The organism is Klebsiella sp. 141153 (genome assembly GCF_032601995.1).
Taxonomy (GTDB): domain Bacteria; phylum Pseudomonadota; class Gammaproteobacteria; order Enterobacterales; family Enterobacteriaceae; genus Klebsiella; species Klebsiella aerogenes.
Map to the genome: position 1 here is coordinate 338752 of NZ_JAQIRJ010000003.1, position 21982 is coordinate 360733.

The 21982-nt window shown below is 56.8% G+C and carries 23 protein-coding genes and 1 riboswitch; of the genes, 9 read left to right on the top strand and 14 right to left on the bottom strand.

Annotated elements, in window-relative coordinates; all coding sequences use genetic code 11:
- Positions 1 to 12: 12 nt before the first annotated feature.
- The 5 genes from ftsP to PGS10_RS07485 all read right to left on the bottom strand — a co-directional run bounded on the left by ftsP (position 13) and on the right by PGS10_RS07485 (position 6155).
- On the bottom strand, positions 13 to 1425 hold the full coding sequence (gene ftsP, locus PGS10_RS07465) for a cell division protein FtsP (RefSeq protein WP_316422669.1): 1413 nt from the start codon (positions 1423 to 1425) through the stop codon (positions 13 to 15).
- 83 nt (positions 1426 to 1508) lie between these two features.
- Positions 1509 to 2246, bottom strand: coding sequence for a 1-acylglycerol-3-phosphate O-acyltransferase (gene plsC / locus PGS10_RS07470; protein WP_045377717.1), 738 nt, complete (start codon positions 2244 to 2246; stop codon positions 1509 to 1511).
- 186 nt (positions 2247 to 2432) lie between these two features.
- Positions 2433 to 4691, bottom strand: a complete 2259-nt coding sequence (gene parC, locus PGS10_RS07475) for a DNA topoisomerase IV subunit A (RefSeq protein ID WP_316422670.1) — start codon at positions 4689 to 4691, stop codon at positions 2433 to 2435.
- 121 nt (positions 4692 to 4812) lie between these two features.
- Positions 4813 to 5682, bottom strand: a complete 870-nt coding sequence (locus PGS10_RS07480; RefSeq protein WP_213192503.1) for an AraC family transcriptional regulator — start codon at positions 5680 to 5682, stop codon at positions 4813 to 4815.
- Positions 5683 to 5759: 77 nt separating this feature from the next.
- Positions 5760 to 6155: a YgiW/YdeI family stress tolerance OB fold protein gene (locus tag PGS10_RS07485; protein WP_316422671.1), complete on the bottom strand. Its 396-nt coding sequence runs from the start codon at positions 6153 to 6155 to the stop codon at positions 5760 to 5762.
- A 150-nt stretch (positions 6156 to 6305) separates the two neighbouring features.
- On the opposite strand from PGS10_RS07485, the gene qseB reads away from it, so the two are divergent.
- The 4 genes from qseB to PGS10_RS07505 all read left to right on the top strand — a co-directional run bounded on the left by qseB (position 6306) and on the right by PGS10_RS07505 (position 9395).
- Positions 6306 to 6965, top strand: a complete 660-nt coding sequence (gene qseB, locus PGS10_RS07490; protein WP_032712534.1) for a quorum sensing response regulator transcription factor QseB — start codon at positions 6306 to 6308, stop codon at positions 6963 to 6965.
- Entirely contained in the window at positions 6962 to 8311 is a 1350-nt protein-coding gene (gene qseC, locus PGS10_RS07495) for a quorum sensing histidine kinase QseC (protein WP_045392171.1), read from the top strand. Before qseB ends, qseC begins: the two co-directional genes overlap by 4 nt.
- Positions 8312 to 8417: 106 nt before the next feature.
- Entirely contained in the window at positions 8418 to 8999 is a 582-nt protein-coding gene (locus PGS10_RS07500) for an NAD(P)H-dependent oxidoreductase (RefSeq protein WP_020077910.1), read from the top strand.
- Positions 9000 to 9080: 81 nt separating this feature from the next.
- The gene (locus PGS10_RS07505) at positions 9081 to 9395 is read left to right on the top strand and encodes a putative quinol monooxygenase (RefSeq protein ID WP_015369654.1); all 315 of its coding nucleotides are present in this window, start codon (positions 9081 to 9083) and stop codon (positions 9393 to 9395) included.
- 64 nt (positions 9396 to 9459) lie between these two features.
- On the opposite strand, the gene parE is transcribed toward PGS10_RS07505, so the two are convergent.
- From parE to nudF, 5 genes are read right to left on the bottom strand one after another with little or no spacing between them, the layout of a single operon-like run.
- Complete coding sequence (parE, locus tag PGS10_RS07510) at positions 9460 to 11355, bottom strand: DNA topoisomerase IV subunit B (RefSeq protein ID WP_015369653.1); 1896 nt, start codon at positions 11353 to 11355, stop codon at positions 9460 to 9462.
- Between the two features lie 30 nt (positions 11356 to 11385).
- Positions 11386 to 11961, bottom strand: a complete 576-nt coding sequence (gene yqiA / locus PGS10_RS07515) for an esterase YqiA (RefSeq protein ID WP_045392174.1) — start codon at positions 11959 to 11961, stop codon at positions 11386 to 11388.
- Positions 11961 to 12788, bottom strand: a complete 828-nt coding sequence (gene cpdA / locus PGS10_RS07520; protein WP_045392177.1) for a 3',5'-cyclic-AMP phosphodiesterase — start codon at positions 12786 to 12788, stop codon at positions 11961 to 11963. Before cpdA ends, yqiA begins: the two co-directional genes overlap by 1 nt.
- A gap of 24 nt (positions 12789 to 12812) precedes the next feature.
- Positions 12813 to 13235 (bottom strand): DUF1249 family protein, encoded by a 423-nt coding sequence (locus PGS10_RS07525; RefSeq protein ID WP_045392180.1) that lies wholly within the window; start codon positions 13233 to 13235, stop codon positions 12813 to 12815.
- 1 nt (position 13236) lies between these two features.
- Positions 13237 to 13866, bottom strand: coding sequence for an ADP-ribose diphosphatase (gene nudF, locus PGS10_RS07530; protein ID WP_015369649.1), 630 nt, complete (start codon positions 13864 to 13866; stop codon positions 13237 to 13239).
- Between the two features lie 195 nt (positions 13867 to 14061).
- On the opposite strand from nudF, the gene tolC reads away from it, so the two are divergent.
- The 3 genes from tolC (at position 14062) to PGS10_RS07545 (ending at position 17519) form a co-directional block, all read left to right on the top strand.
- Entirely contained in the window at positions 14062 to 15516 is a 1455-nt protein-coding gene (gene tolC / locus PGS10_RS07535) for an outer membrane channel protein TolC (protein WP_047043046.1), read from the top strand.
- A gap of 165 nt (positions 15517 to 15681) precedes the next feature.
- Positions 15682 to 16353 (top strand): DUF1190 family protein, encoded by a 672-nt coding sequence (locus PGS10_RS07540; RefSeq protein WP_047043048.1) that lies wholly within the window; start codon positions 15682 to 15684, stop codon positions 16351 to 16353.
- A 5-nt stretch (positions 16354 to 16358) separates the two neighbouring features.
- Positions 16359 to 17519, top strand: coding sequence for a glutathionylspermidine synthase family protein (locus PGS10_RS07545; protein ID WP_045392189.1), 1161 nt, complete (start codon positions 16359 to 16361; stop codon positions 17517 to 17519).
- Positions 17520 to 17575: 56 nt separating this feature from the next.
- Here the strand turns inward: PGS10_RS07545 and ygiD are convergent, their stop codons facing one another.
- Positions 17576 to 18370 (bottom strand): 4,5-DOPA dioxygenase extradiol, encoded by a 795-nt coding sequence (ygiD, locus tag PGS10_RS07550; protein WP_045392192.1) that lies wholly within the window; start codon positions 18368 to 18370, stop codon positions 17576 to 17578.
- 206 nt (positions 18371 to 18576) lie between these two features.
- On the bottom strand, positions 18577 to 19230 hold the full coding sequence (gene ribB, locus PGS10_RS07555) for a 3,4-dihydroxy-2-butanone-4-phosphate synthase (RefSeq protein WP_015703517.1): 654 nt from the start codon (positions 19228 to 19230) through the stop codon (positions 18577 to 18579).
- 105 nt (positions 19231 to 19335) lie between these two features.
- Positions 19336 to 19487: riboswitch (FMN riboswitch) on the bottom strand.
- Positions 19488 to 19614: 127 nt separating this feature from the next.
- Here ribB and ubiK point away from each other — a divergent pair.
- The gene (gene ubiK / locus PGS10_RS07560; protein ID WP_045392195.1) at positions 19615 to 19884 is read left to right on the top strand and encodes a ubiquinone biosynthesis accessory factor UbiK; all 270 of its coding nucleotides are present in this window, start codon (positions 19615 to 19617) and stop codon (positions 19882 to 19884) included.
- A 195-nt stretch (positions 19885 to 20079) separates the two neighbouring features.
- Here ubiK and glgS read toward each other — a convergent pair whose 3' ends face one another.
- Positions 20080 to 20277 carry a cell surface composition regulator GlgS gene (gene glgS / locus PGS10_RS07565; protein ID WP_045392198.1) on the bottom strand — a complete coding sequence of 66 codons (198 nt, stop codon included), beginning with the start codon at positions 20275 to 20277 and terminating at the stop codon, positions 20080 to 20082.
- Here glgS and PGS10_RS07570 point away from each other — a divergent pair.
- The gene (locus PGS10_RS07570) at positions 20269 to 20418 is read left to right on the top strand and encodes a hypothetical protein (protein WP_165430588.1); all 150 of its coding nucleotides are present in this window, start codon (positions 20269 to 20271) and stop codon (positions 20416 to 20418) included. The genes glgS and PGS10_RS07570 overlap by 9 nt on opposite strands.
- A gap of 77 nt (positions 20419 to 20495) precedes the next feature.
- Here PGS10_RS07570 and hldE read toward each other — a convergent pair whose 3' ends face one another.
- A complete protein-coding gene (gene hldE / locus PGS10_RS07575) occupies positions 20496 to 21929 on the bottom strand; it encodes a bifunctional D-glycero-beta-D-manno-heptose-7-phosphate kinase/D-glycero-beta-D-manno-heptose 1-phosphate adenylyltransferase HldE (protein WP_047043052.1) in 1434 nt (477 codons plus the stop codon).
- Between the last annotated feature and the right edge of the window lie 53 nt (positions 21930 to 21982).

Consider the following 21982-nt stretch of genomic DNA (forward strand, 5'->3'; position numbering starts at 1 on the left):
GGGTTGCGGATATTACGGCGCCGGATTCACCAGAATCTGGCCAATCGAGCCGCGGTCGGCGAGTTCCAGCGTCTGGCTCAGGTACTGGAACGGGAAGTGCGGCCAGGAAGGCTGATTGTAATACACCAGCAGTTCTACCTGCCCGTCGATCCATACGGTATCTTTCCAGCCTCGGTCTTCCGGGAACGGCATCGTTCCATTAACGTTACGGATCTGGAACATCACGCCTTCAATATGGAACGACTGCGGGCGGTCGGCGCGAACGGTCCAGCGCTCCCACGTTCCCTGCTGGGCGGTGATATCAATACGCTGCGGATCCCACAGTTGGCCATTGATGCCGGGGTCGTCGCCGAGCGTAATATCGCGGCTGCGCAGCGGCGTGCCGGAGAGCAGCTCGGTCGGCAGCAGCCGCACCGGCAGGCTATCGGTAACCAGCGGCAGCAGGCCGGTCGGACGCAGCGTCAGCACCAGCGTGGAGATCAAAATGCTCGACGGCTCGAAGAAACCGCGGATACGGTCGACGATGCTCGCCGCTTCGCCGCAGGTAATCGACACTTCATCGCCGTTGGTCATATCCACCAGAATTTCTCGCCGCTCGCCGGGGGCCAGCGACAATTGCTTAAGTGAGACCGGCGCCGGCAGGAAGCCCTGATCGCCTGAGATAACGTGCAGCAGACGACCATCGCTCATCTGCAACTGATAGCGGCGCGAGTTAGACGCATTCATCAAACGCAGTCGTACCCAGCCGCGAGAGACTTCGACATACGGCCCCTGCGCGCCGTTGACCAACAGGGTATCGCCAACGAAGCCGCCGCTGCCCGGTTCGCTATATTCCGGGGTGCCGAAGTTATCCAGCCGCTTATCCTGAATAATCACCGGGAAGTCATCAACGCCGTAGTGGTTTGGGATCGGCAGGTTTTTGCTGACCTCGTCTTCCACCAGCCACATTCCCGCCAGACCGTTGTAAACCTGTTTCGCCATCCGGTTCGGGGTATTCGCCTGATACCACAGCGTGGCCGCGCCCTGGCGGATCGGCAGCACCGGCGCCCAATCCGCATTCGGCGACATCATGCGCGCCGCGCCGCCAATCAGCGGCCCCGGCACCTGCAGGCCGCGAATCGTCATGGCGACGTTTTCGGTCAGGCGGTTACTGTAGATAAGTTTGACGTCATCGCCATTCCAGACGCGAATGGTCGGCCCGAGGTAGCGGCCATTGATGCCCCATACCGGCGCGCGCGTGCCCTGGGTGAATGACCAGTGGGAACGTTGCAGGGTCAGAAACAGCGGCTGACCGCGACGGGATTCCAGCAGAGGCGGTATGGGGAGCGCCGGCTGCTGGCCGGCGGCATGAGCCTTCAGCGGCGCGGCGCCCGCGCACAGCGCTACACCTGAAGCCTTAATAAACTGACGCCGACTGAGTGACATATTAACTCCATGAAATACTGACAATGCAAAAAGGGAATTCGTTTCCCGCCAGCAATACGCTCGCGTTCGCGGCGTTTCCTGTATTATTTCTTTCCAGCCGCTTCGCGCTCGGCCACTTCTTTATCCAGCTCGGCGATTTTAGCGGACATCAGCTCGCGGCAGTGTGTCGCCAGCGCGCGCACGTTATCTTTACCAAACTGGCTGGTATCGACCGGCGGCAGCATCTCGACAATCACCAGACCGTTGTTCCAGCGATTGAGTTTAATTTTGTTCGATGTATTCGACACGCATACTGGAATAATCGGCACGCCAGCGGCGATGGCCGCGTGGAACGCGCCGGTTTTAAAGGGCAGCAGACCGCGGCCGCGGCTGCGGGTTCCTTCCGGGAACATCCAGAACGAAATTTTACGCTTTTTAAACGCATTCACCACTTCAGCAATAGTGCCGTGCGCTTTGGTTCGGTTATTGCGATCAATCAGCAGGTTGCCCGTCAGCCAGTAAAGCTGGCCAAAGAACGGGATCCACAACAGGCTTTTTTTACCCACGGTAACCGTCGGCGGCTGCACGATGTTCGACGCTGTCACCATATCATAGTTGTTCTGGTGGTTAGCGATGTAGATCGCATTGCCGTAGCTTTCCGCGTCCGCAGGCTTACGCAGCTCGACTTTCAGGCCGAATACAGGGGACAGACGGCCAAACAGATGACCAAACGTCGCGACGTGCTTAGGGTTGCGCGGGCTGAACAAGCAGTAAAGACTGCCAAATATGCACACCACGATGCAATAAATGACAACAAAAATTAGTCGAAAAATAAATAACATAGCTTCCTCTGAAACCCAAACCGCTTAGCGTTATCCCTGTAGAATAACAGGTTCAGGACACCGCAGCCCTCTCAACGCGGGGCGGAAAATCTCCGCCCCTGGAGGACATGTTAATCGCAATGCCTGAATAAACAACGATTTTGCGGCAAATTTTCGCATCCTCCAGCCAGGTGAAGGATGCGGGTCTTACTCTTCGCTGTCGCCAGCCGAGGCGCGGCGCGGGGAGTCGATCTCCACGCGGTCGATTTTTTGCAGGCCGCGCATCAGCGAACCGCGACGACCGCGCTCGCCGGTGACTTTTTGCAGCTCTTCCGGACGCAGTTTGATCTTACGCTTGCCGACGTGGATAGTCAGCGTGCTCTGCGGCGGCAGGACAAACAGATGCGCCAGACCATCCTGGCCGGAGGCAGCTTCCGCAGATGGAATGTTGATAATCTTGTTGCCTTTGCCTTTCGACAGCTGCGGCAGGTCGCTCACCGGGAACATCAGCATGCGCCCGGCGTTGGTGATCGCCAACAGCATATCGGCATCGTCTTCAATGACCAGCGGCGGCATGACATGCGCGTTCTCCGGCAGCGTAATCAGCGCTTTACCGGCGCGGTTGCGCGCCACCAGGTCGTTGAAGGTACAGACGAAACCGTAGCCGGCATCGGAAGCCATCAGCAGCTTCTGATCGTCTGCCTCCATCAGCATATGTTCTACGCTCGCGCCCGGCGGCAGCGTCACTTTACCGGTGACCGGTTCGCCCTGGCCGCGGGCGGAAGGCAGCGTAATCGGGTCAATGGCATAGCTGCGCCCGGTGGTATCAATGAATACCACCGGCTGGTTGCTCTTGCCTTTCACCGACGCTTTCCAGCCATCGCCGGCTTTGTAGCTCAGCCCCTGCGCATCGATATCGTGACCTTTGGCGCTACGCACCCAGCCCATCTGCGACAGAACGATAGTGACCGGCTCGGACGGCAGCATATCGTGCTCGCTCATCGCCCTCGCTTCTTCGCGCTCGCGCAGCGGCGAACGGCGATCGTCGCCGAAGGTATCGGCATCGGCCTGCAGCTCTTTCTTCAGCAGGTTATTCATCTTGCGCTCAGACGCCAGAATCGCCTGCAGCTGAGCGCGCTCTTTTTCCAGCTCGCTCTGCTCGCCGCGGATCTTCATCTCTTCCAGCCTGGCGAGATGACGCAGTTTTAATTCCAGAATCGCTTCCGCCTGGGTTTCGCTGATGCCGAAGCGGGCAATCAGCGCCGGCTTTGGTTCATCTTCGTGGCGGATTATCTCAATCACTTCATCAATGTTGAGGAACGCGACCAGCAAACCTTCGAGAATGTGCAGGCGCTTGAGGACTTTTTCCAGACGGTAGTTCAGGCGGTTACGCACGGTATCACGACGGAAGGTCAACCACTCCGTCAGGATTTCAAGCAGGTTTTTCACCGCCGGACGGTTGTCCAGGCCGATCATGTTGAGGTTGATGCGGTAGCTCTTTTCCAGATCGGTGGTGGCGAACAGGTGGTTCATCACCTGCTCCATATCCACGCGGTTGGAACGCGGCACGATCACCAGACGGGTCGGGTTTTCATGATCCGACTCATCACGCAGGTCATCAACCATCGGCAGCTTTTTGTTACGCATCTGCGCGGCGATCTGCTCCAGCACGCGCGCGCCGGACACCTGATGCGGCAGCGCGCTAATCACCACCGCGCCGTCTTCTTTCGCCCACACGGCGCGCATGCGCACCGAACCGCGGCCGTTCTGGTAGATTTTGCGAATTTCCGCGCGCGGGGTAATGATTTCCGCTTCGGTCGGGTAGTCCGGCCCCTGCACGATATCCAGCAGCTCATCGAGGGTGGTTTTCGGTTTTTCCAGCAGCGTAATCGCCGCCTGCGCCACTTCACGCAGGTTGTGCGGCGGGATATCGGTCGCCATACCAACGGCGATGCCGGTGGTGCCGTTCAGCAGAATGTTCGGCAGACGCGCAGGCAGCATTTTCGGCTCCTGCAGCGTACCGTCAAAGTTCGGTACCCAATCGACGGTGCCCTGGCCGAGCTCGCTGAGCAGCAGCTCGGCGTATTTCGACAGACGGGATTCGGTGTAACGCATCGCCGCGAAGGATTTCGGATCGTCCGGCGCCCCCCAGTTCCCCTGCCCGTCCACCAGCGGATAGCGGTAAGAGAAAGGTTGCGCCATCAGCACCATCGCTTCATAGCAGGCGCTGTCGCCGTGCGGGTGGTATTTACCCAGTACGTCGCCGACGGTGCGGGCGGATTTTTTGAACTTGGCGCTGGCGTTCAGGCCCAGCTCGGACATTGCATAGACAATGCGGCGCTGAACCGGCTTTAAGCCATCGCCAATAAACGGCAATGCCCTGTCCATGATGACGTACATGGAGTAGTTCAGGTAGGCATTTTCCGTGAATTCATGTAGCGCGAGGCGCTCTGCCATATCGCTCATTAATCGTGGATCCTCAATCTGGGACGCGGCCATTGCGGCGGCAAAACTACCCGCGATAATACCCGATCTCACGCCCTGAGTCACAGGAAGTGAGATCGGTTAAAGAGGATGAGGATATCAATCAGGCTAGCGGCAAATAAATATCGGTGCGGAGTTCATGCTCGCCAACTTCATGCACAAAATTGAGGTAGCGGAAGTACACCGGAAAATCCCTTAGCGTCTCCCCGGAGGCGGGCAGCCAGTCGCGATAGAGAAACCAGACGCTTTGCGCCAGCGTGTCCAGCGAACCGTGATGGCGGGCCACTGCGCAACGGCCTGCCGGGATCTCGCCGTTAATCACGCCAAACGCGTTTTCGCGAATCGGTCGCTCAACGGTGCCGCAGATATCAAAACGAAACGCGTCGCCTGGCGTTGTTTGCGGATCGTCCCAGGCAATGCCCCAGGTTTCGCTGGTGGCGACTGGCGACAGCCCGCTCGTTTTGCGCCATGCGATAAAACGCGCGGCGGTGGCGTTGACCAGGTCCGGGCTCCCGCGATGTTGCAATACAGCGATCCTTGTGGCTGGAAATTGAATAATGTTGACGTCCATCGAAGTTTGCTCCTGTAGCGTATGTTTCGGTACGCGCCGATGCCACTCGCCCCAATCCGGTCGCTGACGGAACTGAGTCGGGCTTTGATCAAACGCGGTACGGAAGGCGCGACTGAACGACTCCGAATTTTGAAATCCGGCATCAAAGGCAATATCGATGATTTTATCCTGCGGGTTGAAGGCCAGGCGCCAACAGGCGCGCCGCAGGCGTAACCACTGAATATACCGGTACAGCGGAACGCCGGTATACGCGCTAAATTGCCGGTGAAAATGGTAAGGCGAGCTATACGCAATCGCGCTCAGCGCCTCCAGCGTTAGCGGCTCATCAAGATGGTTCTCAATGTACAAACAGACTCGCTGAAAACGCCCGACGTACGCCGGGCTGGCCTTAATATCGTTCATCGTCTCCTCCACGCGACACACTCTGCCAGAGCGAGGATAGCGATTCCTGACCGATCTTGCGCATTCTGGCGCGGGCGTTATGGCGTGATTTTACGGATCTGCTTCACGTCGATCTCGACCGAGTTCCAGTCTTTATCGACTTCACCCTGAATTTCTACCGTATCCTGCGGGCCGACGGTCACGCCGTTCCAGCGCTTGTGGTCGATATCGACGTTCACCACGCCGGAGGCATCCTGGAATTTATACAGGTCATCAGAGATGCGCTCGACGATTTTACCGCGTAGGGTCACCAAGGTGTCATCACGCAGCGACTTGGCGTTCGCCACGGTGGTCACCGCGCCGCTCGGCCCGGTGAAGCCGCCGGCCTGCGTGGTGGTGGTAGTCGACGGCCCGGTGAAGCCACCCTGCCCGGCGGCCAGTACCGGCATGGAAACCAAAGCAATAATCGCGGTCATCGCAGCAATTTTTTTCATCTTATATTCTCCCTTTTGTGTTGGTATGGCTCCTATTACGCCTGACAAAACTTAACGACTTCTTAAGCGGAAAAAAGAAATTTTAATGCTGTACATCCCCTGCTTCAACGCGGTTTACTGCGCAAAGAAACGGGATCGGCGGAGGGAAACATGCGCATATTATTGGTAGAAGATGACAAACTGATCGGCGACGGCATCAAAGCCGGGCTGAGCAAAATGGGCTTCAGCATCGACTGGTTCACCGCAGGCCAGGAGGGTAAAAATGCCTTATATAGCGCCCCTTACGACGCCGCGATACTTGACCTTACCCTCCCCGGCATTGACGGCCTCGATATTCTGCGCGAATGGCGCGATAAAGGCCGTAATGAACCCGTGCTGATCCTCACCGCCCGCGACGCGCTGAGCCAGCGGGTTGAAGGGCTACAGCTCGGCGCCGATGACTATCTGTGTAAACCCTTCGCCCTGATTGAGGTGGCGGCGCGTCTCGAAGCGCTGATCCGCCGCGCTCACGGCCAGAGCAGCAGCGAGCTACGCCACGGCAAGGTGAGCCTCGATCCAAACCGCTTAACCGCCAGCCTCGACGGCGAAAGCCTGGCGCTGAAGCCGAAGGAGTTCGCCCTGCTGGAACTGCTTATGCGCAACGCCGGGCGCGTATTGCCGCGTAAGCTTATCGAGGAAAAGCTCTATAACTGGGACGACGAGGTCTCCAGCAACGCCGTGGAAGTACACGTTCATCATCTGCGCCGCAAACTCGGCAGCGGTTTTATCCGCACCGTGCACGGCATCGGCTATACCCTGGGTGACGCATGAAACGACTCGCCCGTTTAAGCCTGCGCCTGCGATTGACGCTGCTGTTTGTCCTGTTGACCAGCGCCGCCTGGGGGATCGCCTGCGTGATCGCCTGGCAGCAGACCAGCGAAAAGCTGGATAAGCTGTTTGATACCCAACAACTGCTCTTCGCCCGCCGCCTGAGCGCGATGAATGTCGATGAGCTACAGGCGCGACCGACGCAAATCCGCGAAAAGAAAAAAGTAAAACACGGCCATCTTGATGATGACGCGCTGGCCTTCGCTATCTTCACCCGCGACGGGAAAATGGTGCTCAACGATGGTGAAAACGGCGAAGATATTCAATGGGGATCGCAACGCGAAGGCTTCAGTGACGGCTATCTGCGCGGCGATGACGACGAATGGCGCTTCTTGTGGTTGACCACCGCCGATGGCCGACATCGTATCGCCGTCGGTCAGGAGTGGGATTATCGCCGGGAGATGGCGGTGGATATCGTCACCTCGCAGCTCACGCCGTGGCTGGTCGCGCTGCCGCTGATGTTCCTGTTACTCATTGTGCTATTAAGCCGCGAGCTGGCGCCGTTGAAGAAACTGGCTCGAACCCTGCGCCAGCGCGCGCCGGACTCGGCGGAACGTCTGTCGGACGACAAAATCCCTTCGGAAGTTCGCCCGCTGGTCGATGCCCTGAATCAGCTATTCAGCCGTACCCACGAAACCATGCTGCGCGAGCGCCGTTTTACCTCTGATGCCGCCCACGAGTTGCGCAGCCCGCTGGCCGCGCTGAAGGTGCAAACCGAAGTCGCCCAGCTTTCGATGGACGATCCCGAAGGCCGGGATAAAGCGTTGGCGCAATTACATCAGGGCATCGACCGCGCCACTCGGCTGGTCGATCAATTACTTACGCTGTCGCGTCTGGATTCCCTTGCCCAACTGGATGACGTGCAGCCGGTCGCCATCGACGACCTGCTGCAGTCGGCGGTGATGGAGATGTATCACCACGCCCAGCAGTCCGCCATTGAGCTACGCCTGCATCTGAATGCCAGCAATATCGTCCGTACCGGCCAGCCGCTGCTGCTCAGCCTGCTGGTACGCAATCTGCTGGATAATGCCGTGCGCTATAGCCCGCGCGGTAGCCGGGTGGATATCACGCTTTCCGCCCGCGAGTTCCGGGTTCGCGACAATGGTCCAGGCATTAGTCCGCAAGCCCTGGCGCGCATTGGCGAGCGTTTTTATCGCCCGCCGGGCCAGGACGCCCCCGGCAGCGGATTAGGCTTATCGATCGTTCGCCGCATCGCCTCGCTGCACGGTATGCGGGTTGATTTTGCTAACGCGCCGGACGGCGGCTTCGAGGCACGCGTTTACTGGTAGCCTCATTATTGCCAAAAATGCAAAAGACTTTGCACATTTTGCTCATTTTACTGCCCCGCTTCGCGGGGTAAAATTGCCGACAAATTTAATAGATTGAGGGCAAAAAATGAGCAACATCCTGATTATCAACGGGGCGAAAAAATTCGCTCACTCTAATGGCCAATTAAACGACACCCTGACCGAGGTCGCGGATGGTTATCTGCGCGACGTCGGGCATGATGTTAAAATCGTCCGCGCGGAAAGCGAGTACGATGTAAAAGAAGAAGTGCAGAATTTCCTGTGGGCCGATGTGGTTATCTGGCAGATGCCGGGCTGGTGGATGGGCGCGCCGTGGACCGTGAAAAAGTACATGGATGACGTCTTCACCGAAGGCCATGGTTCTCTGTACGCCAGCGATGGCCGTACCCGCTCCGATGACAGCAAAAAATATGGCTCCGGCGGGTTGATTCAGGGCAAACAGTATATGCTGTCGTTGACCTGGAACGCGCCGATGGAAGCTTTCACCGATAAAGATCAGTTCTTCCACGGCGTCGGCGTTGATGGCGTTTACCTGCCGTTCCACAAAGCCAATCAGTTCCTTGGCATGAGCGCGATGCCGACCTTTATCGCCAACGACGTGATTAAAATGCCTGACGTTCCACACGTCATCGCAGAATATCGCAAGCATCTGGCCGAGATTTTTGGTTAACTAGATGTCTACACTCGCTGTTATTCAAGTCACTAACCTTGAAGTATGGCGAGTTTACACACAGAAGGAGTTGAGTTAACCATGTTAACAGTGATTGCCGAAATTCGTACCCGTCCGGGCCAGCACCACCGTCAGGCGGTACTGGATCAGTTCGCTAAAATTGTCCCTGTGGTACTGCAGGAAGAGGGTTGCCACGGCTACGCGCCGCTGGTTGACCACGCCGCCGGCGTGAGTTTCCAGACCTCCGCCCCGGATTCGATCGTCATGGTCGAGCAGTGGGAAAGCGTCGCGCATCTCGAAGCGCATCTGCAAACGCCGCACATGAAGGCTTACGCCGAAGCGGTAAAAGGCGACGTGCTGGAAACCAGCATCCGCATTTTGCAGGCTGGCGTATAAGCCCGGCAAAAGCAAAAAAGGGAGCCTGGGGCTCCCTTTTTCGTATCTGGCGGCTGACGTCGGCTCAGGCTTCGAGATCCGCCATATCGCCTTTTTCCTGCAGCCAGTTGCGGCGGTCTTCCGAACGCTTCTTGGCCAACAGCATATCCATCACCGCGGTCGTTTGTTGCTCGTCTTCATCGGTGATGATGAGCTGCACCAGGCGGCGGGTATTCGGGTCGAGCGTGGTTTCACGTAGCTGCATCGGGTTCATCTCGCCCAGCCCTTTAAAGCGCTGTACGTTCGGCTTGCCTTTCTTACGCTTCAACTGCTCCAGCACGCCGGCTTTTTCTTCTTCCGTCAGCGCGTAGTAAACCTCTTTACCCAGGTCGATACGATACAGCGGCGGCAGCGCGACGTACACGTGCCCCTCTTTCACCAGGGTACGGAAATGCTTCACGAACAGCGCGCACAGCAGGGTAGCAATGTGCAGACCATCCGAGTCGGCATCGGCGAGAATACAGATTTTACCGTAACGCAGCTGGCTTAAATCATCGCTATCCGGGTCGATACCAATCGCCACCGAAATGTCGTGCACCTCTTGCGAAGCAAGAACTTCATCGGAAGAAACTTCCCAGGTATTCAGGATCTTGCCTTTAAGCGGCATGATCGCCTGATATTCACGGTCGCGCGCCTGTTTCGCCGAACCGCCCGCCGAGTCCCCTTCGACGAGGAACAGTTCGGTGCGGTTCAGGTCCTGCGCGGTGCAGTCCGCCAGCTTACCCGGCAGCGCCGGGCCGCTGGTGAGCTTTTTGCGCACTACTTTCTTGGCGGCGCGCAGGCGGCGCTGGGCGCTGGAAATGGCCATTTCCGCCAGCAGCTCCGCCGCCTGTACGTTCTGATTCAGCCACAGGCTGAAGGCGTCTTTAACCACCCCGGAGACGAATGCCGCGCACTGACGCGACGACAGACGTTCTTTCGTCTGCCCGGCGAACTGCGGATCCTGCATCTTCACCGACAGTACGTACGCGCAGCGATCCCAGATATCTTCCGCCGACAGCTTCACGCCGCGCGGCAGGATATTGCGGTATTCGCAGAACTCGCGCATCGCGTCGAGCAGACCCTGACGCAGACCGTTAACGTGGGTACCGCCCTGCATGGTCGGGATCAGGTTGACGTAGCTTTCGGTCAGCAGTTCGCCGCCTTCCGGCAGCCACAGCAGCGCCCAATCCACCGCTTCCGTTTCGCCGGAGAAGTTACCGACAAACGGTTTTTCCGGCAGCAGCGGCAGGCCGTTGACCGCCTCGCACAAATAATCATTAAGGCCGTCCGCATAGCACCAGCGCTGTTCGCTGTTGTTCACCTGGTCGCGGAAAACAATTTCCACGCCCGGGCACAGCACCGCTTTCGCTTTTAGCAGGTGAGTTAGCCGCGAGACGGAGAAACGCGGGCTATCGAAGAAGCTTTCATCCGGCCAGAAATGGACGCTGGTCCCGGTGTTGCGTTTACCGCAGGTGCCGGTGACGCGCAGGTCTTCAACTTTTTCCCCGTTCTCAAAGGCGATGCTGTAGACCTGGCCGTCGCGGCGCACGTTGACTTCCACGCGTTTAGACAAGGCGTTGACGACCGAGATCCCTACCCCATGGAGGCCGCCGGAGAACTGGTAGTTTTTGTTGGAAAACTTACCGCCCGCGTGCAGCCGACAAAGGATCAGCTCAACCGCCGGAACCCCTTCTTCCGGGTGGATATCAACCGGCATCCCGCGTCCGTCGTCAATGACTTCCAACGATTGATCGGCATGAAGGATGACCTCCACGCGTTTGGCGTGACCGGCCAGTGCTTCATCCACACTGTTATCAATAACTTCCTGACCAAGATGGTTAGGACGGGTTGTGTCGGTGTACATTCCCGGGCGGCGGCGAACCGGCTCAAGCCCGGTGAGTACCTCAATGGCATCAGCGTTATATGAAGATTGCGTCATGGTGTGTATTCGTAGGTCGTTCTGAACCGCTTAGCGCAGGCCCAGAAAATCGATAATCTGGGTGAAATGATCTTCAAAGCCAACAAATGCGTGATTACCGCCCTCCTCGACCGTTTGACGGCAGGAGGCGAAGTAGTCAACAGCCTGGCGGTAATCAAGCACTTCATCGCCCGTTTGCTGCAATAACCAGATGAGGTCAGGCGCTTCCAGCGGGTCGATATGCATGACTTTAAGATCGTAAATATGGCGAGACTCTAGCACATATTGCTGCCCGGTGTACGGATTCTCATTGGGGCCAAGAAAATTGTTCAGCAGTTCAAATGGCCGCACCGCCGGGTTAACCACCACCGCCGGCAGCATAAAACATTGCGACAGCCAGGTGGCGTAGTAGCCACCCAGCGACGACCCCACCACGCCTAACGGCTCGCCGCCGTGCTCCAGCACGATAGCTTCCAGCATCTCTGCCGCCTGCGCCGGGAAAGCAGGCAGTTCCGGCACCACCATGTTAATTTCCGGGTGGTGCTGCGCCAGCCACGTTTTCAGCGCCGTCGCTTTTGCCGAGCGCGGCGAGCTGTTAAATCCGTGCAGATAAAGAAGAGTAGACATCAGTATCCTTCTGAAGCGATATCCGGGTGAAACTCGGCGCCGCTGAGACGACAGACTTCAGTCGTCAACGCGCCATCGGGATGCAGCTCCAGCCAGCGCCAGCCTGGAGAGACGGTATCGAGGGTGAAATTAGCGCAGTGCGGCTTAAACTGCACGCAGGTCGATGGCGTCGCCATCATCCGCCGCCCGTTCCAGTCGAGATCCAGCTCCTGGTGAATATGGCCGCATAGCAGGTGCTTAACCCGCGGATAGTTGCTCAGGATTTGGTCTAACGCCCCGGCATTGCGCAGGCTATGCTGATCGAGCCAGCTGCAACCCGCCGGCAGCGGATGATGATGGAGTAACAGCAGCGTGTAGCGCTCAGGTTCAGCATTCAATTGATGCTCAAGCCACTCCAGTTGGAAATCGCTCAGCTCGCCGTGGGGCACCCCGAAGACCTGGCTGTCGAGCAGCAGGATTTGCCAATGGTCGCCCAACAGGACGCGTTTGGCGGGGGAGATGCCGGCATCGTGCAGCGTGCTGTACATCGCCGGTTGGAAATCATGGTTTCCCGGCAGCCAGACGCAGGGTGCGGCAAAGCTCGCGATGCCTTCAGCGAAATGCTGATAGGCCGCGGCGGAGTGGTCTTGCGCCAGATCGCCTGTTGCTACAATCAGGTCGCATTCACGCTGTGAGGCATGTATCGCATCCAATACAGCCTGATAACTTTCCCAGGTATTGATACCCAACAGCGTTTCATGTTTTTCAGCAAACAGGTGAGTATCAGTAATTTGTAATATCCTGACTCTGGCCTCACCAGCCAGAGGTAGGTTTAACAGGCTTTCCAAATGGTGTCCTTAGGTTTCACGACGCTAACAAACCGGAATCGCCATCGCTCCATGTGCTAAACAGTAACGCAGCCAGTCGGCCAGAAACTGATTAATTTGATGCTTTTCGTCGCGTTGATGCAACTTTTTATTAGGATAATCATATCTCGCTTTGAAGCGAAAAATCTGCTGACTTGAACACACTTCAGCCACCATCGCGTCGTGGTACAGGCGCACCGTCATTGACGGCAGGCTCCAGTAACTCACCGCAGGCTGGGTCTGTTCTATTGTCACCAATGTAGTGTAGCGGGTCGATTCGACCACCGTTAATCGGTATTGCGCCGCACCCACCTGATAGTTCGCCATATCGCCGACCGCCTCAGTGCGAGGCAACAGGCGGCGCAGCTGGGCGAAATTGGTTTCGCACAGGCGCATCATTTCCGGGAAGTCAGGTGTATAACGCTTCATATTATTTCCACTCGTTTCGTAAGCTATGATAATGCAGCTGCAGCCATTGCAGGGCGATGACAGAAGCCGCGTTGTCGATTTTCCCCTCTTCTACCCACTGGTAAGCCTGTTCCCGGCTCACCACATGCACCCGAATATCCTCGTTTTCTTCGGCCAGGCCGTGAATGCCTTTTGCCGTCGATGCATCAACTTCGCCCACCAGGATCGATAATCGTTCGCTGGTGCCGCCTGGGCTTGCCAGATAGCTTAATATTGGTTTGGTACGCCCAACTTCAAGCCCGGCCTCTTCCAGCGCTTCGCGGCGGGCGACATCCTCTACCGTTTCGCCTTCTTCTATCATCCCGGCGACCATTTCCAGCAGCCACGGGCTCTCGCTGGTATCATAGGCGGCAATGCGGATCTGCTCGACCAGCACAACTTCATCACGTACCGGGTCAAAGGGTAGCAAGACCGCGGCGTGCCCGCGCTCAAAAATTTCGCGGGTCACCTCGCCGCTCATCCCGCCGTTAAACAGGCGATGGCGAAAACGATACAAATCGAGTGAAAAAAAACCGCGATAAAGCGTTTCGCGTGCAATAATTTCTACATCGTTTTTAGAGAAGGTAATTCCCTGCTGATTGGGTTTGCTCATTGTCTGTGTCCTGCTCATCCGAAAGTAGGGATTTATAGGCCGTTTGGCTACCGTTTTACAGCCTGTATGTTAGATTGGTGCAAATTACCGCCCTATGGCACGTAACGCCAACTTTTTACGGCGACAGAGTCGATACAATCAGCGATTATTTTTAGAATTTGAGTAGCGCTAAATGCTTCACAACAAGGAATGCAAATGAAGAAACTTTTTCCCATCCTTATCGGCCTGGGCCTGACTGGCTTCAGCGCCATGAGCCAGGCAGAGAACCTGTTGCAGGTTTATCAGCAGGCGCGTATTAGCAACCCTGATCTGCGTAAATCGGCAGCCGATCGCGATGCTGCATTCGAAAAAATCAACGAAGCGCGTAGCCCATTACTGCCGCAACTCGGTCTGGGCGCGGATTATACCTATACCAGCGGGTTCCGTGATTACAAAAACCAGAACTCCAACGTCACCAGCGGTTCACTGCAGTTAACGCAAACCCTGTTCGATATGTCGAAATGGCGCGCGCTGACCCTGCAGGAAAAAGCGGCGGGCATTCAGGATGTCACCTATCAAACCGACCAGCAAACGCTGATCCTGAATACCGCGACGGCTTACTTTAAAGTTCTGGCCGCAATCGATACGCTCTCCTATACCGAAGCGCAGAAACAGGCCATCTACCGCCAGTTGGACCAAACCACCCAGCGCTTTAACGTGGGCCTGGTTGCCATCACCGACGTGCAGAACGCCCGTTCACAATACGACGCCGTGCTGGCAAATGAAGTGACCGCGCGTAACGACCTCGACAACGCCGTGGAAGAGCTGCGTCAGGTCACCGGCAACTACTATCCGGAGCTGGCGTCGCTGAACGTTAACGGTTTCAAAACCAACAAGCCGCAGGCGGTGAACGCGCTGCTGAAGGAAGCGGAAAACCGTAACCTGTCGCTGCTGCAGGCGCGTCTGAACCAGGATCTGGCTCGTGAGCAGATTCGCCAGGCGCAGGATGGTCATTTGCCTACCCTTGATTTGAATGCTTCTACCGGTGTCTCTAATAACCGTTACAGCGGTTCCAAAAACATTACCCAGGACGCCGATGTCGGGCAAAACAAAGTCGGCCTGAGCTTCTCCCTGCCGCTGTATCAGGGCGGGATGGTTAACTCGCAGGTGAAACAGGCGCAGTACAACTTCGTCGGCGCCAGCGAGCAGCTGGAAAGCGCGCACCGCAGCGTGGTGCAGACCGTGCGTTCGTCGTTTAACAACGTGAATGCCTCCATCAGCAGCATCAACGCTTACAAACAGGCGGTGGTCTCTGCGCAGAGCTCCCTGGATGCGATGGAAGCGGGTTATTCGGTGGGTACACGTACCATCGTTGACGTGTTGGATGCGACCACCACGCTGTACAACGCCAAGCAGCAGCTCTCCAACGCCCGTTATAACTACCTGATCAACGAGCTGAACATCAAGTCCGCTCTCGGCACGCTAAACGAGCAGGATCTGATTGCGCTGAACAACACGCTGGGTAAAGCGATCCCGACTTCACCAGACAGCGTCGCGCCGGAAAACCCGCAGCAGGACGCAGCCGCTGACGGTTATGCGAACACCGCCTCCGCACAGCCGGCTGCCGCCCGTACGACGAAGACCAGCGGTTCCAATCCGTTTAGTCACTAATCGTTGAATGCGATTACGCCTCGTCTGGCCTTCGGGTCAGGCGGGCGTAAAACGTAAGACAACGTAAAGACCCCCGCTTTTCCCCTCTTTCGCTTCAATTTCCACCACTCATACTCTATCCTGAGCGTTGACAAACGCACTACCACTGGGTCCTGGAAGACAAATATGAAACGGACAAAAAATATTAATCATGCGTCGTTCCGCAAAAGCTGGAGCGCTCGCCACCTGACGCCGGTCGCCTTTGCCGTCACCGCCGTCTTTATGCTCGCCGGTTGCGAAAAAACTGACGAGACGGTTTCTCTGTATCAGAACGCCGATGACTGCTCCGCGGCTAACCCAAGCAAAGCCGCAGAGTGCACCACCGCCTACAACAACGCGGTGAAAGAAGCCGCGCGCACCGCGCCGAAATACGCCACCCGCGAAGACTGCGTCGCCGAGTTCGGCGAAGGCCAATGCCAGCAGGCGCCGGCTCAGGCGGGCGTCGCCCCGGAAAACCAGGCGCAGGCGCAAAGCAGCGGCAGCTTCTGGATGCCGCTGATGGCCGGTTACATGATGGGCCGCCTGATGGGCGGCGGCATGGCCGCGCAGCAGCCGCTGTTTAGCTCGAAAAACCCGGCCAGCCCGGCCTACGGCCAGTACACCGATGCCAGCGGTAAGAGCTATGGCGCGGCGCAACCGGGCCGTACCATGAACGTACCGAAAACCGCGATGGCGCCGAAACCGGCAACCACCACAACCGTCACCCGCGGCGGTTTTGGCGAATCTGTTGCTAAGCAATCGACGATGCAGCGTAGCGCCGCGGGCTCCAGCTCCTCTTCACGCTCGATGGGCGGTTAAGCGGCATGGAAAGAATCAGCATTACCGAGCGCCCGGACTGGCGCGAGAAAGCGACCGAGTATGGCTTCAATTTTCACACCATGTACGGCGAGCCGTACTGGAGTGAAGAGGCCTACTACAAGCTGACGCTGGCGCAGGTTGAAAAGCTCGAAGCGGTCACCGCCGAGCTGCATCAAATGTGCCTGCAGGTCGTTGAGAAAGTGATCGCCAGCGACGAGCTGATGACCAAATTCCGCATCCCTAAACACACCTGGGGCTTTGTGCGTCAGTCGTGGAAAACCAACCAGCCGTCGCTTTACTCGCGTCTGGATCTGGCCTGGGATGGCGTGGGCGAGCCGAAGCTGCTGGAGAACAACGCGGATACGCCAACCTCACTATATGAAGCAGCGTTCTTTCAGTGGATCTGGCTGGAAGATCAGCTTAACGCCGGTAATCTGCCTGCCGACAGCGATCAGTTCAACAGCCTGCAGGAAAAACTGATTGAACGCTTCGGCGAGCTGCGTGAACAGTTTGGCTTCCAGCTGCTGCATATGGCCTGCTGCCGCGATACCGTTGAAGACCGCGGCACCGTGCAGTACCTGCAGGACTGCGCGGCAGAAGCGGGCGTCGCCACCGAGTTCCTGTATATCGAAGATATCGGTCTTGGCGAGAAAGGCCAGTTCACCGATTTGCAGGATCAGGTCATCGGCAATCTGTTCAAGCTTTATCCGTGGGAATTTATGCTGCGCGAGATGTTCTCCACCAAGCTGGAAGACGCCGGCGTACGCTGGCTGGAGCCAGCGTGGAAGAGCATTATCTCCAACAAGGCGCTGCTGCCGATGCTGTGGGAAATGTTCCCCAACCACCCTAACCTGTTGGCGGCTTACTTTAGCGAAGATAACCATCCGCAGCTTGAGAAGTACGTCATTAAGCCGATTTTCTCCCGCGAAGGCGCTAACGTGTCAATCGTTGAAAATGGCAAAGTGGTGGAAGCAGTGGAAGGCCCATATGGGGAAGAAGGCACCATCGTGCAGGAGTTTTATTCGCTGCCGAAATTTGGCGATAGCTATACGCTGATTGGCAGCTGGCTTATTAACGACCAGCCTGCCGGGATCGGCATTCGTGAAGATCGGGCGCTGATCACCCAGGATCTTTCGCGTTTCTATCCGCACATTTTCGTCGAATAACGGCAAAACCCCGGCAACCTGCGTGGCCGGGGTTTTTTCATGTGCGATAGCTGCCGTTACGCGGCGCCCACTACCACCGATAGCATACTCAGCGATCCCATCTCCATCCCTTCGACCGGGATTGTTATCGGCTCTTCGCCATCCCACGCCCCCAGAATATAGAGCAGCGGCAGGAAGTGCTCAGCCGTCGGGTTAGAGAGCGATCCGCCTTCATGGCTCAGGTAGTTCACCAGCGGATGCTCGTCGACCGGCCCTTTCCAGGTTAAATTCGCTTTCACATAGTCGTTGAACGACTCGGCCCACGGATACGGCGTACTTTCGCCATGCCAGCGCGCGGTACGCAGGTTATGCACCACGTTGCCGCTCGCCACCAGCATAATACCTTCATCACGCAGCGACGCCAGCTTACGCCCCATCTCCAGATGCCACGCCGCGGGCTTTGTGCTATCGATACTTAACTGAACCATGGGAATATCGGCATCAGGATACATTTTGATCAGCACCCCCCACGAACCGTGGTCAAACCCCCACGCCTCTTTATCGAGGGCGACGGGCACCGGCGCCAGTAGCTCAACCAGATGCTGCGCCAGCTCCGGCGATCCCGGCGCCGGGTAGTGCGTATCGTACAAAGCTTGCGGAAAACCGCCGAAGTCATGAATGGTTTTCGGCGCTTCCATCGCCGTCACGCCCGTGCCGCGGGTAAACCAGTGCGCGGAGATAACCACGATAGCTTTCGGGCGCGGCAGTGTTTCACCGAGATGGCGCCAGGCGCGGGTATAGATATTATCTTCCAGCACGTTCATCGGGCTACCATGGCCTAAAAACAACGCTGGCATACGGGTACGGGACATGATGGTATCCTTCAGTAGGGAGTATTTGATTCCTTCACATTACGCGTTTTTAACCGCAGATAAACTCAGATAAGCGTGATGATCATCATCAGAAAATTTGAATGTGAAAACTCTCTCCCTTTTTACCTGCGGAGAAAACCTATTGGCTCGGCCCAGAAACAACAAAGCCCACCGTAAAGTGGGCTTGTCATCAGAACAGCGGCATCTTAGCTGGCTTTGCGATCGTGCTCGCGGCGGTAAGCCACCAGATCTTCAATGGTAACCACGGCCATGTTGTGCTGCTGAGCGAACTTGATGCACTCCGGCGCGCGCGCCATAGTGCCATCGTCGTTAGTCAGTTCACAGAGCACGCCTGCCGGTTTGAAGCCCGCAAGGGTCACCAGGTCAATGGTCGCTTCTGTGTGACCGCCGCGGGTCATTACGCCGCCAGGCTGCGCGCGCAGCGGGAAGACGTGGCCCGGACGATTGAGATCGGAGGGTTTCGCGCCATCGGCAATGGCGGCGCGCACGGTCGTGATGCGGTCAGCGGCGGATACGCCGGTGGTCACGCCTTCTGCCGCTTCAATGGTGACGGTAAAGCCGGTGCCGTAGGCGCTGGTGTTGTTCTCAACCATCATTGGCAGGTCAAGCTGCTTGCGGCGATCTTCGGTCAGGCACAGGCAGACAATACCGCTGCCGTGACGAATGGTCAGCGCCATTTGCTCAACGGTCATGGTTTCGGCGGCGAAAATCATATCGCCTTCGTTTTCACGGTCTTCATCATCAAGCACCATCACACCGCGGCCTTCGCGCAGTGCGTCTAAAGCGTGTTCCACACGTTCAAAAGCGGTACCAAAAGAAGAAAGGAGCGTCTGATTCATGGTAAAAAAACCTCATTAAAATTATGGTTACCAGAATCAGGGCAGTCTTAGGAGTGCCGGTTTAGCGGCAAAAGTCAACGCAAGCGGATCGTAATCCGACTGAGCCGTTACTCTCTCCCATCCGGACTTTAACCGTCGGCCCCGGAATTACACCGGATCTGCTGACCTTCCCGTTTTCACAGGAAGCGCTCGCGGGCTTTCAACGCGTAGGTTGATTTACCGCCGGTGGGGAATTTCGCCCCGCCCTGAGAATAAGCGAGATAACTATAACGCCATTAACTATCTTCATCAATGGCTACTCGCTATACATCTTACATTTGTGGTTTATAGGCGCTCCCGTTCGCACTACAATGAACGGTAACTAGATCAGTGCAGGAATCCACCATGATTGACCCGAAAAAAATTGAACAAATCGCCCGCCAGGTCCATGAATCGATGCCGAAAGGCCTTCGCGATCTTGGAGATGACGTAGAAAAGAAAATCCGCCAGGTGCTGCAATCGCAGTTAACTCGCCTGGATCTGGTTAGCCGCGAAGAGTTCGACGTGCAAACTCAGGTTTTACTGCGCACCCGCGAAAAGCTGGCTTTACTGGAGCAGCGTATTAGCGATCTGGAAAGCCGCTCAGCCACGCCGAAGAGCGAAGAACAGCAATAAAAAAACGGGCCTGATGGCCCGTTTGAGATTGATGGCAAAGCTCATACAACCTTTGCGCTTACAGATTGCACCAGGTAAAAAATATGGAAAATCAATTTATTGATTTTCGGCTGATAACCGCAAGGAAGGAAAAACCACGCTTTTTCCTTCCTTGTCAGCAGTCTGACGGGCCTGATGGCCCGTTTTCATTTTGCTTTAGTGCTCTAACTCGACCGCGCTATTCACCTGGCGACAATAAAGCTCATAGCGTTGGCAAAACCATTCACGATGTTCCTCATCCATATTGCCGACAATAGCCTGAAGATCGACTGAATGGCCTTGCGCGTGCATCCTGGCGAAACTACGTGCCAGAAAATCGAAGTTCTTCATAGAATACATATCGTTATGGTTCATCCGCATACTCCTTCAGCCGTTGGTGTTCTGATTGGTCATATGCCTTTTACTAACTTCAGTATTTACGCTTACCTTAACGCACTTTGTACGAAAAATGCGCTTAACCGGGTTATTTATTGCGCTAAATCATTTTCCGCATGATTAAATAAAAACGGCCCGCGAAGGTATCCCCGCAGGCCGTTGTAGACCACCCCGTTCAGAGCGGTAAAGCGTATTGATTACTTATCGCTATATTTCTGTATTTTCTTGATAATATTGGTAGTCGAGCAGCCATCTTCAAAGTTGAGCACCAGCACTTCGCCGCCGTTGGCCCATACCTCTTCGCTGCCGGCGATCTGCTCCGGCTTATAATCGCCGCCTTTCACCAGCAGATCCGGCAGGATCCCGGCAATCAGCCGCTGCGGAGTATCTTCTTCAAACGACACCACCCAGTCGACAGCTTCCAGCGCGCCCAGCACGATCATCCGCTGTTCCAGCGGGTTCACCGGGCGGGTTTCGCCTTTCAGACGTTTGGTTGAGGCATCGCTGTTGACGGCGACGATCAGACGATCGCCCAGCTTGCGCGCATTAGCCAGATACGAGACGTGACCCGCGTGCAGAATATCGAAGACGCCGTTGGTCATCACCACTTTTTCGCCGCGCTTACGCGCCGCGGCAACCGCCTGTTTCAGCTCTTCTTCGTTCATCACGCCAAAACCGGTATCAGCACGCCCGCGCACCGCGTTTTCCAGCTCGATTGGCGAAACGGTGGACGTCCCCAGCTTGCCAACCACGACACCGGCCGCGGCGTTAGCGAAATAGCAGGCCTCTTCCAGCGTGTTGCCCGCCGCCAGCGTCGCCGCCAGCACGCCAATAACCGTATCGCCTGCGCCGGTGACGTCATACACTTCCTGCGCCTGGGTCGGCATATGCAGCGGCGGACGACCCGGCTGCAGCAGCGTCATTCCCTGCTCGGAGCGCGTCACCAGCAGTGCGGAAAGCTCGAAGTCAGCGATGATTTTCATCCCGCGTTCGACGATTTCCGCTTCATCCTTACACTTTCCGGCGACGGCTTCGAATTCAGACAGGTTCGGCGTCAGCAGCGTCGCCCCGCGGTAGCGTTCAAAATCGGTGCCTTTCGGGTCAATCAGCACCGGCACGCCGGCATCCCGCGCCAGCTTGATCATGGTCTGCACGCTGGCCAGCGCGCCTTTCGCGTAGTCAGACAGCACCAGCGCGCCGATCGAACCCAGCGCCTGCTGAATACGTTCATGCATCGGCTGCGGATCGACCCCGGAGAAGCCCTCTTCAAAATCGAGGCGGATCAGCTGCTGGTTGCGCGACAGTACGCGCAGCTTGGTGATGGTCGGATGCGTCGGTACCGACACGAAATCACATTTCACTTTTACGTCAGCCAACGCTTTGCTCAGCGCGCGTGCGGCATCGTCGATACCGGTCAGGCCGACCAGACGAGAAGTCGCGCCGAGCGAAGCAATGTTCATCGCCACGTTAGCCGCGCCGCCAGGACGTTCTTCGATATTTTCCACCTTCACCACCGGCACCGGGGCTTCCGGGGAAATACGGCTGGTAGGGCCATACCAGTAGCGGTCCAGCATCACATCGCCTACCACCAACACTCCTGCACGTTCAAACTCTGGCAGCGTTACTTTCATTACTCTCTCCTGCGAGATGCAAACTTTGCGCGCGATAATAGCACACCCGCTTT

Excerpts from the sequence above, each read along its gene's own strand:
- nudF (WP_015369649.1), bottom strand. The coding sequence starts at position 13,866 with ATGAGCAAACCCAATCAGCAGGGAATTACCTTCTCTAAAAACGATGTA.
- ftsP (WP_316422669.1), bottom strand. The coding sequence starts at position 1,425 with ATGTCACTCAGTCGGCGTCAGTTTATTAAGGCTTCAGGTGTAGCGCTG.
- PGS10_RS07540 (WP_047043048.1), top strand. The coding sequence starts at position 15,682 with ATGAAACGGACAAAAAATATTAATCATGCGTCGTTCCGCAAAAGCTGG.
- glgS (WP_045392198.1), bottom strand. The coding sequence starts at position 20,277 with ATGAACCATAACGATATGTATTCTATGAAGAACTTCGATTTTCTGGCA.
- PGS10_RS07480 (WP_213192503.1), bottom strand. The coding sequence starts at position 5,682 with ATGAACGATATTAAGGCCAGCCCGGCGTACGTCGGGCGTTTTCAGCGA.
- qseC (WP_045392171.1), top strand. The coding sequence starts at position 6,962 with ATGAAACGACTCGCCCGTTTAAGCCTGCGCCTGCGATTGACGCTGCTG.
- parC (WP_316422670.1), bottom strand. The coding sequence starts at position 4,691 with ATGAGCGATATGGCAGAGCGCCTCGCGCTACATGAATTCACGGAAAAT.
- ygiD (WP_045392192.1), bottom strand. The coding sequence starts at position 18,370 with ATGTCCCGTACCCGTATGCCAGCGTTGTTTTTAGGCCATGGTAGCCCG.
- PGS10_RS07500 (WP_020077910.1), top strand. The coding sequence starts at position 8,418 with ATGAGCAACATCCTGATTATCAACGGGGCGAAAAAATTCGCTCACTCT.
- ubiK (WP_045392195.1), top strand. The coding sequence starts at position 19,615 with ATGATTGACCCGAAAAAAATTGAACAAATCGCCCGCCAGGTCCATGAA.
- tolC (WP_047043046.1), top strand. The coding sequence starts at position 14,062 with ATGAAGAAACTTTTTCCCATCCTTATCGGCCTGGGCCTGACTGGCTTC.
- parE (WP_015369653.1), bottom strand. The coding sequence starts at position 11,355 with ATGACGCAATCTTCATATAACGCTGATGCCATTGAGGTACTCACCGGG.
- PGS10_RS07545 (WP_045392189.1), top strand. The coding sequence starts at position 16,359 with ATGGAAAGAATCAGCATTACCGAGCGCCCGGACTGGCGCGAGAAAGCG.
- PGS10_RS07505 (WP_015369654.1), top strand. The coding sequence starts at position 9,081 with ATGTTAACAGTGATTGCCGAAATTCGTACCCGTCCGGGCCAGCACCAC.
- PGS10_RS07485 (WP_316422671.1), bottom strand. The coding sequence starts at position 6,155 with ATGAAAAAAATTGCTGCGATGACCGCGATTATTGCTTTGGTTTCCATG.
- hldE (WP_047043052.1), bottom strand. The coding sequence starts at position 21,929 with ATGAAAGTAACGCTGCCAGAGTTTGAACGTGCAGGAGTGTTGGTGGTA.
- yqiA (WP_045392174.1), bottom strand. The coding sequence starts at position 11,961 with ATGTCTACTCTTCTTTATCTGCACGGATTTAACAGCTCGCCGCGCTCG.
- ribB (WP_015703517.1), bottom strand. The coding sequence starts at position 19,230 with ATGAATCAGACGCTCCTTTCTTCTTTTGGTACCGCTTTTGAACGTGTG.
- plsC (WP_045377717.1), bottom strand. The coding sequence starts at position 2,246 with ATGTTATTTATTTTTCGACTAATTTTTGTTGTCATTTATTGCATCGTG.
- PGS10_RS07570 (WP_165430588.1), top strand. The coding sequence starts at position 20,269 with ATGGTTCATCCGCATACTCCTTCAGCCGTTGGTGTTCTGATTGGTCAT.
- qseB (WP_032712534.1), top strand. The coding sequence starts at position 6,306 with ATGCGCATATTATTGGTAGAAGATGACAAACTGATCGGCGACGGCATC.
- PGS10_RS07525 (WP_045392180.1), bottom strand. The coding sequence starts at position 13,235 with ATGAAGCGTTATACACCTGACTTCCCGGAAATGATGCGCCTGTGCGAA.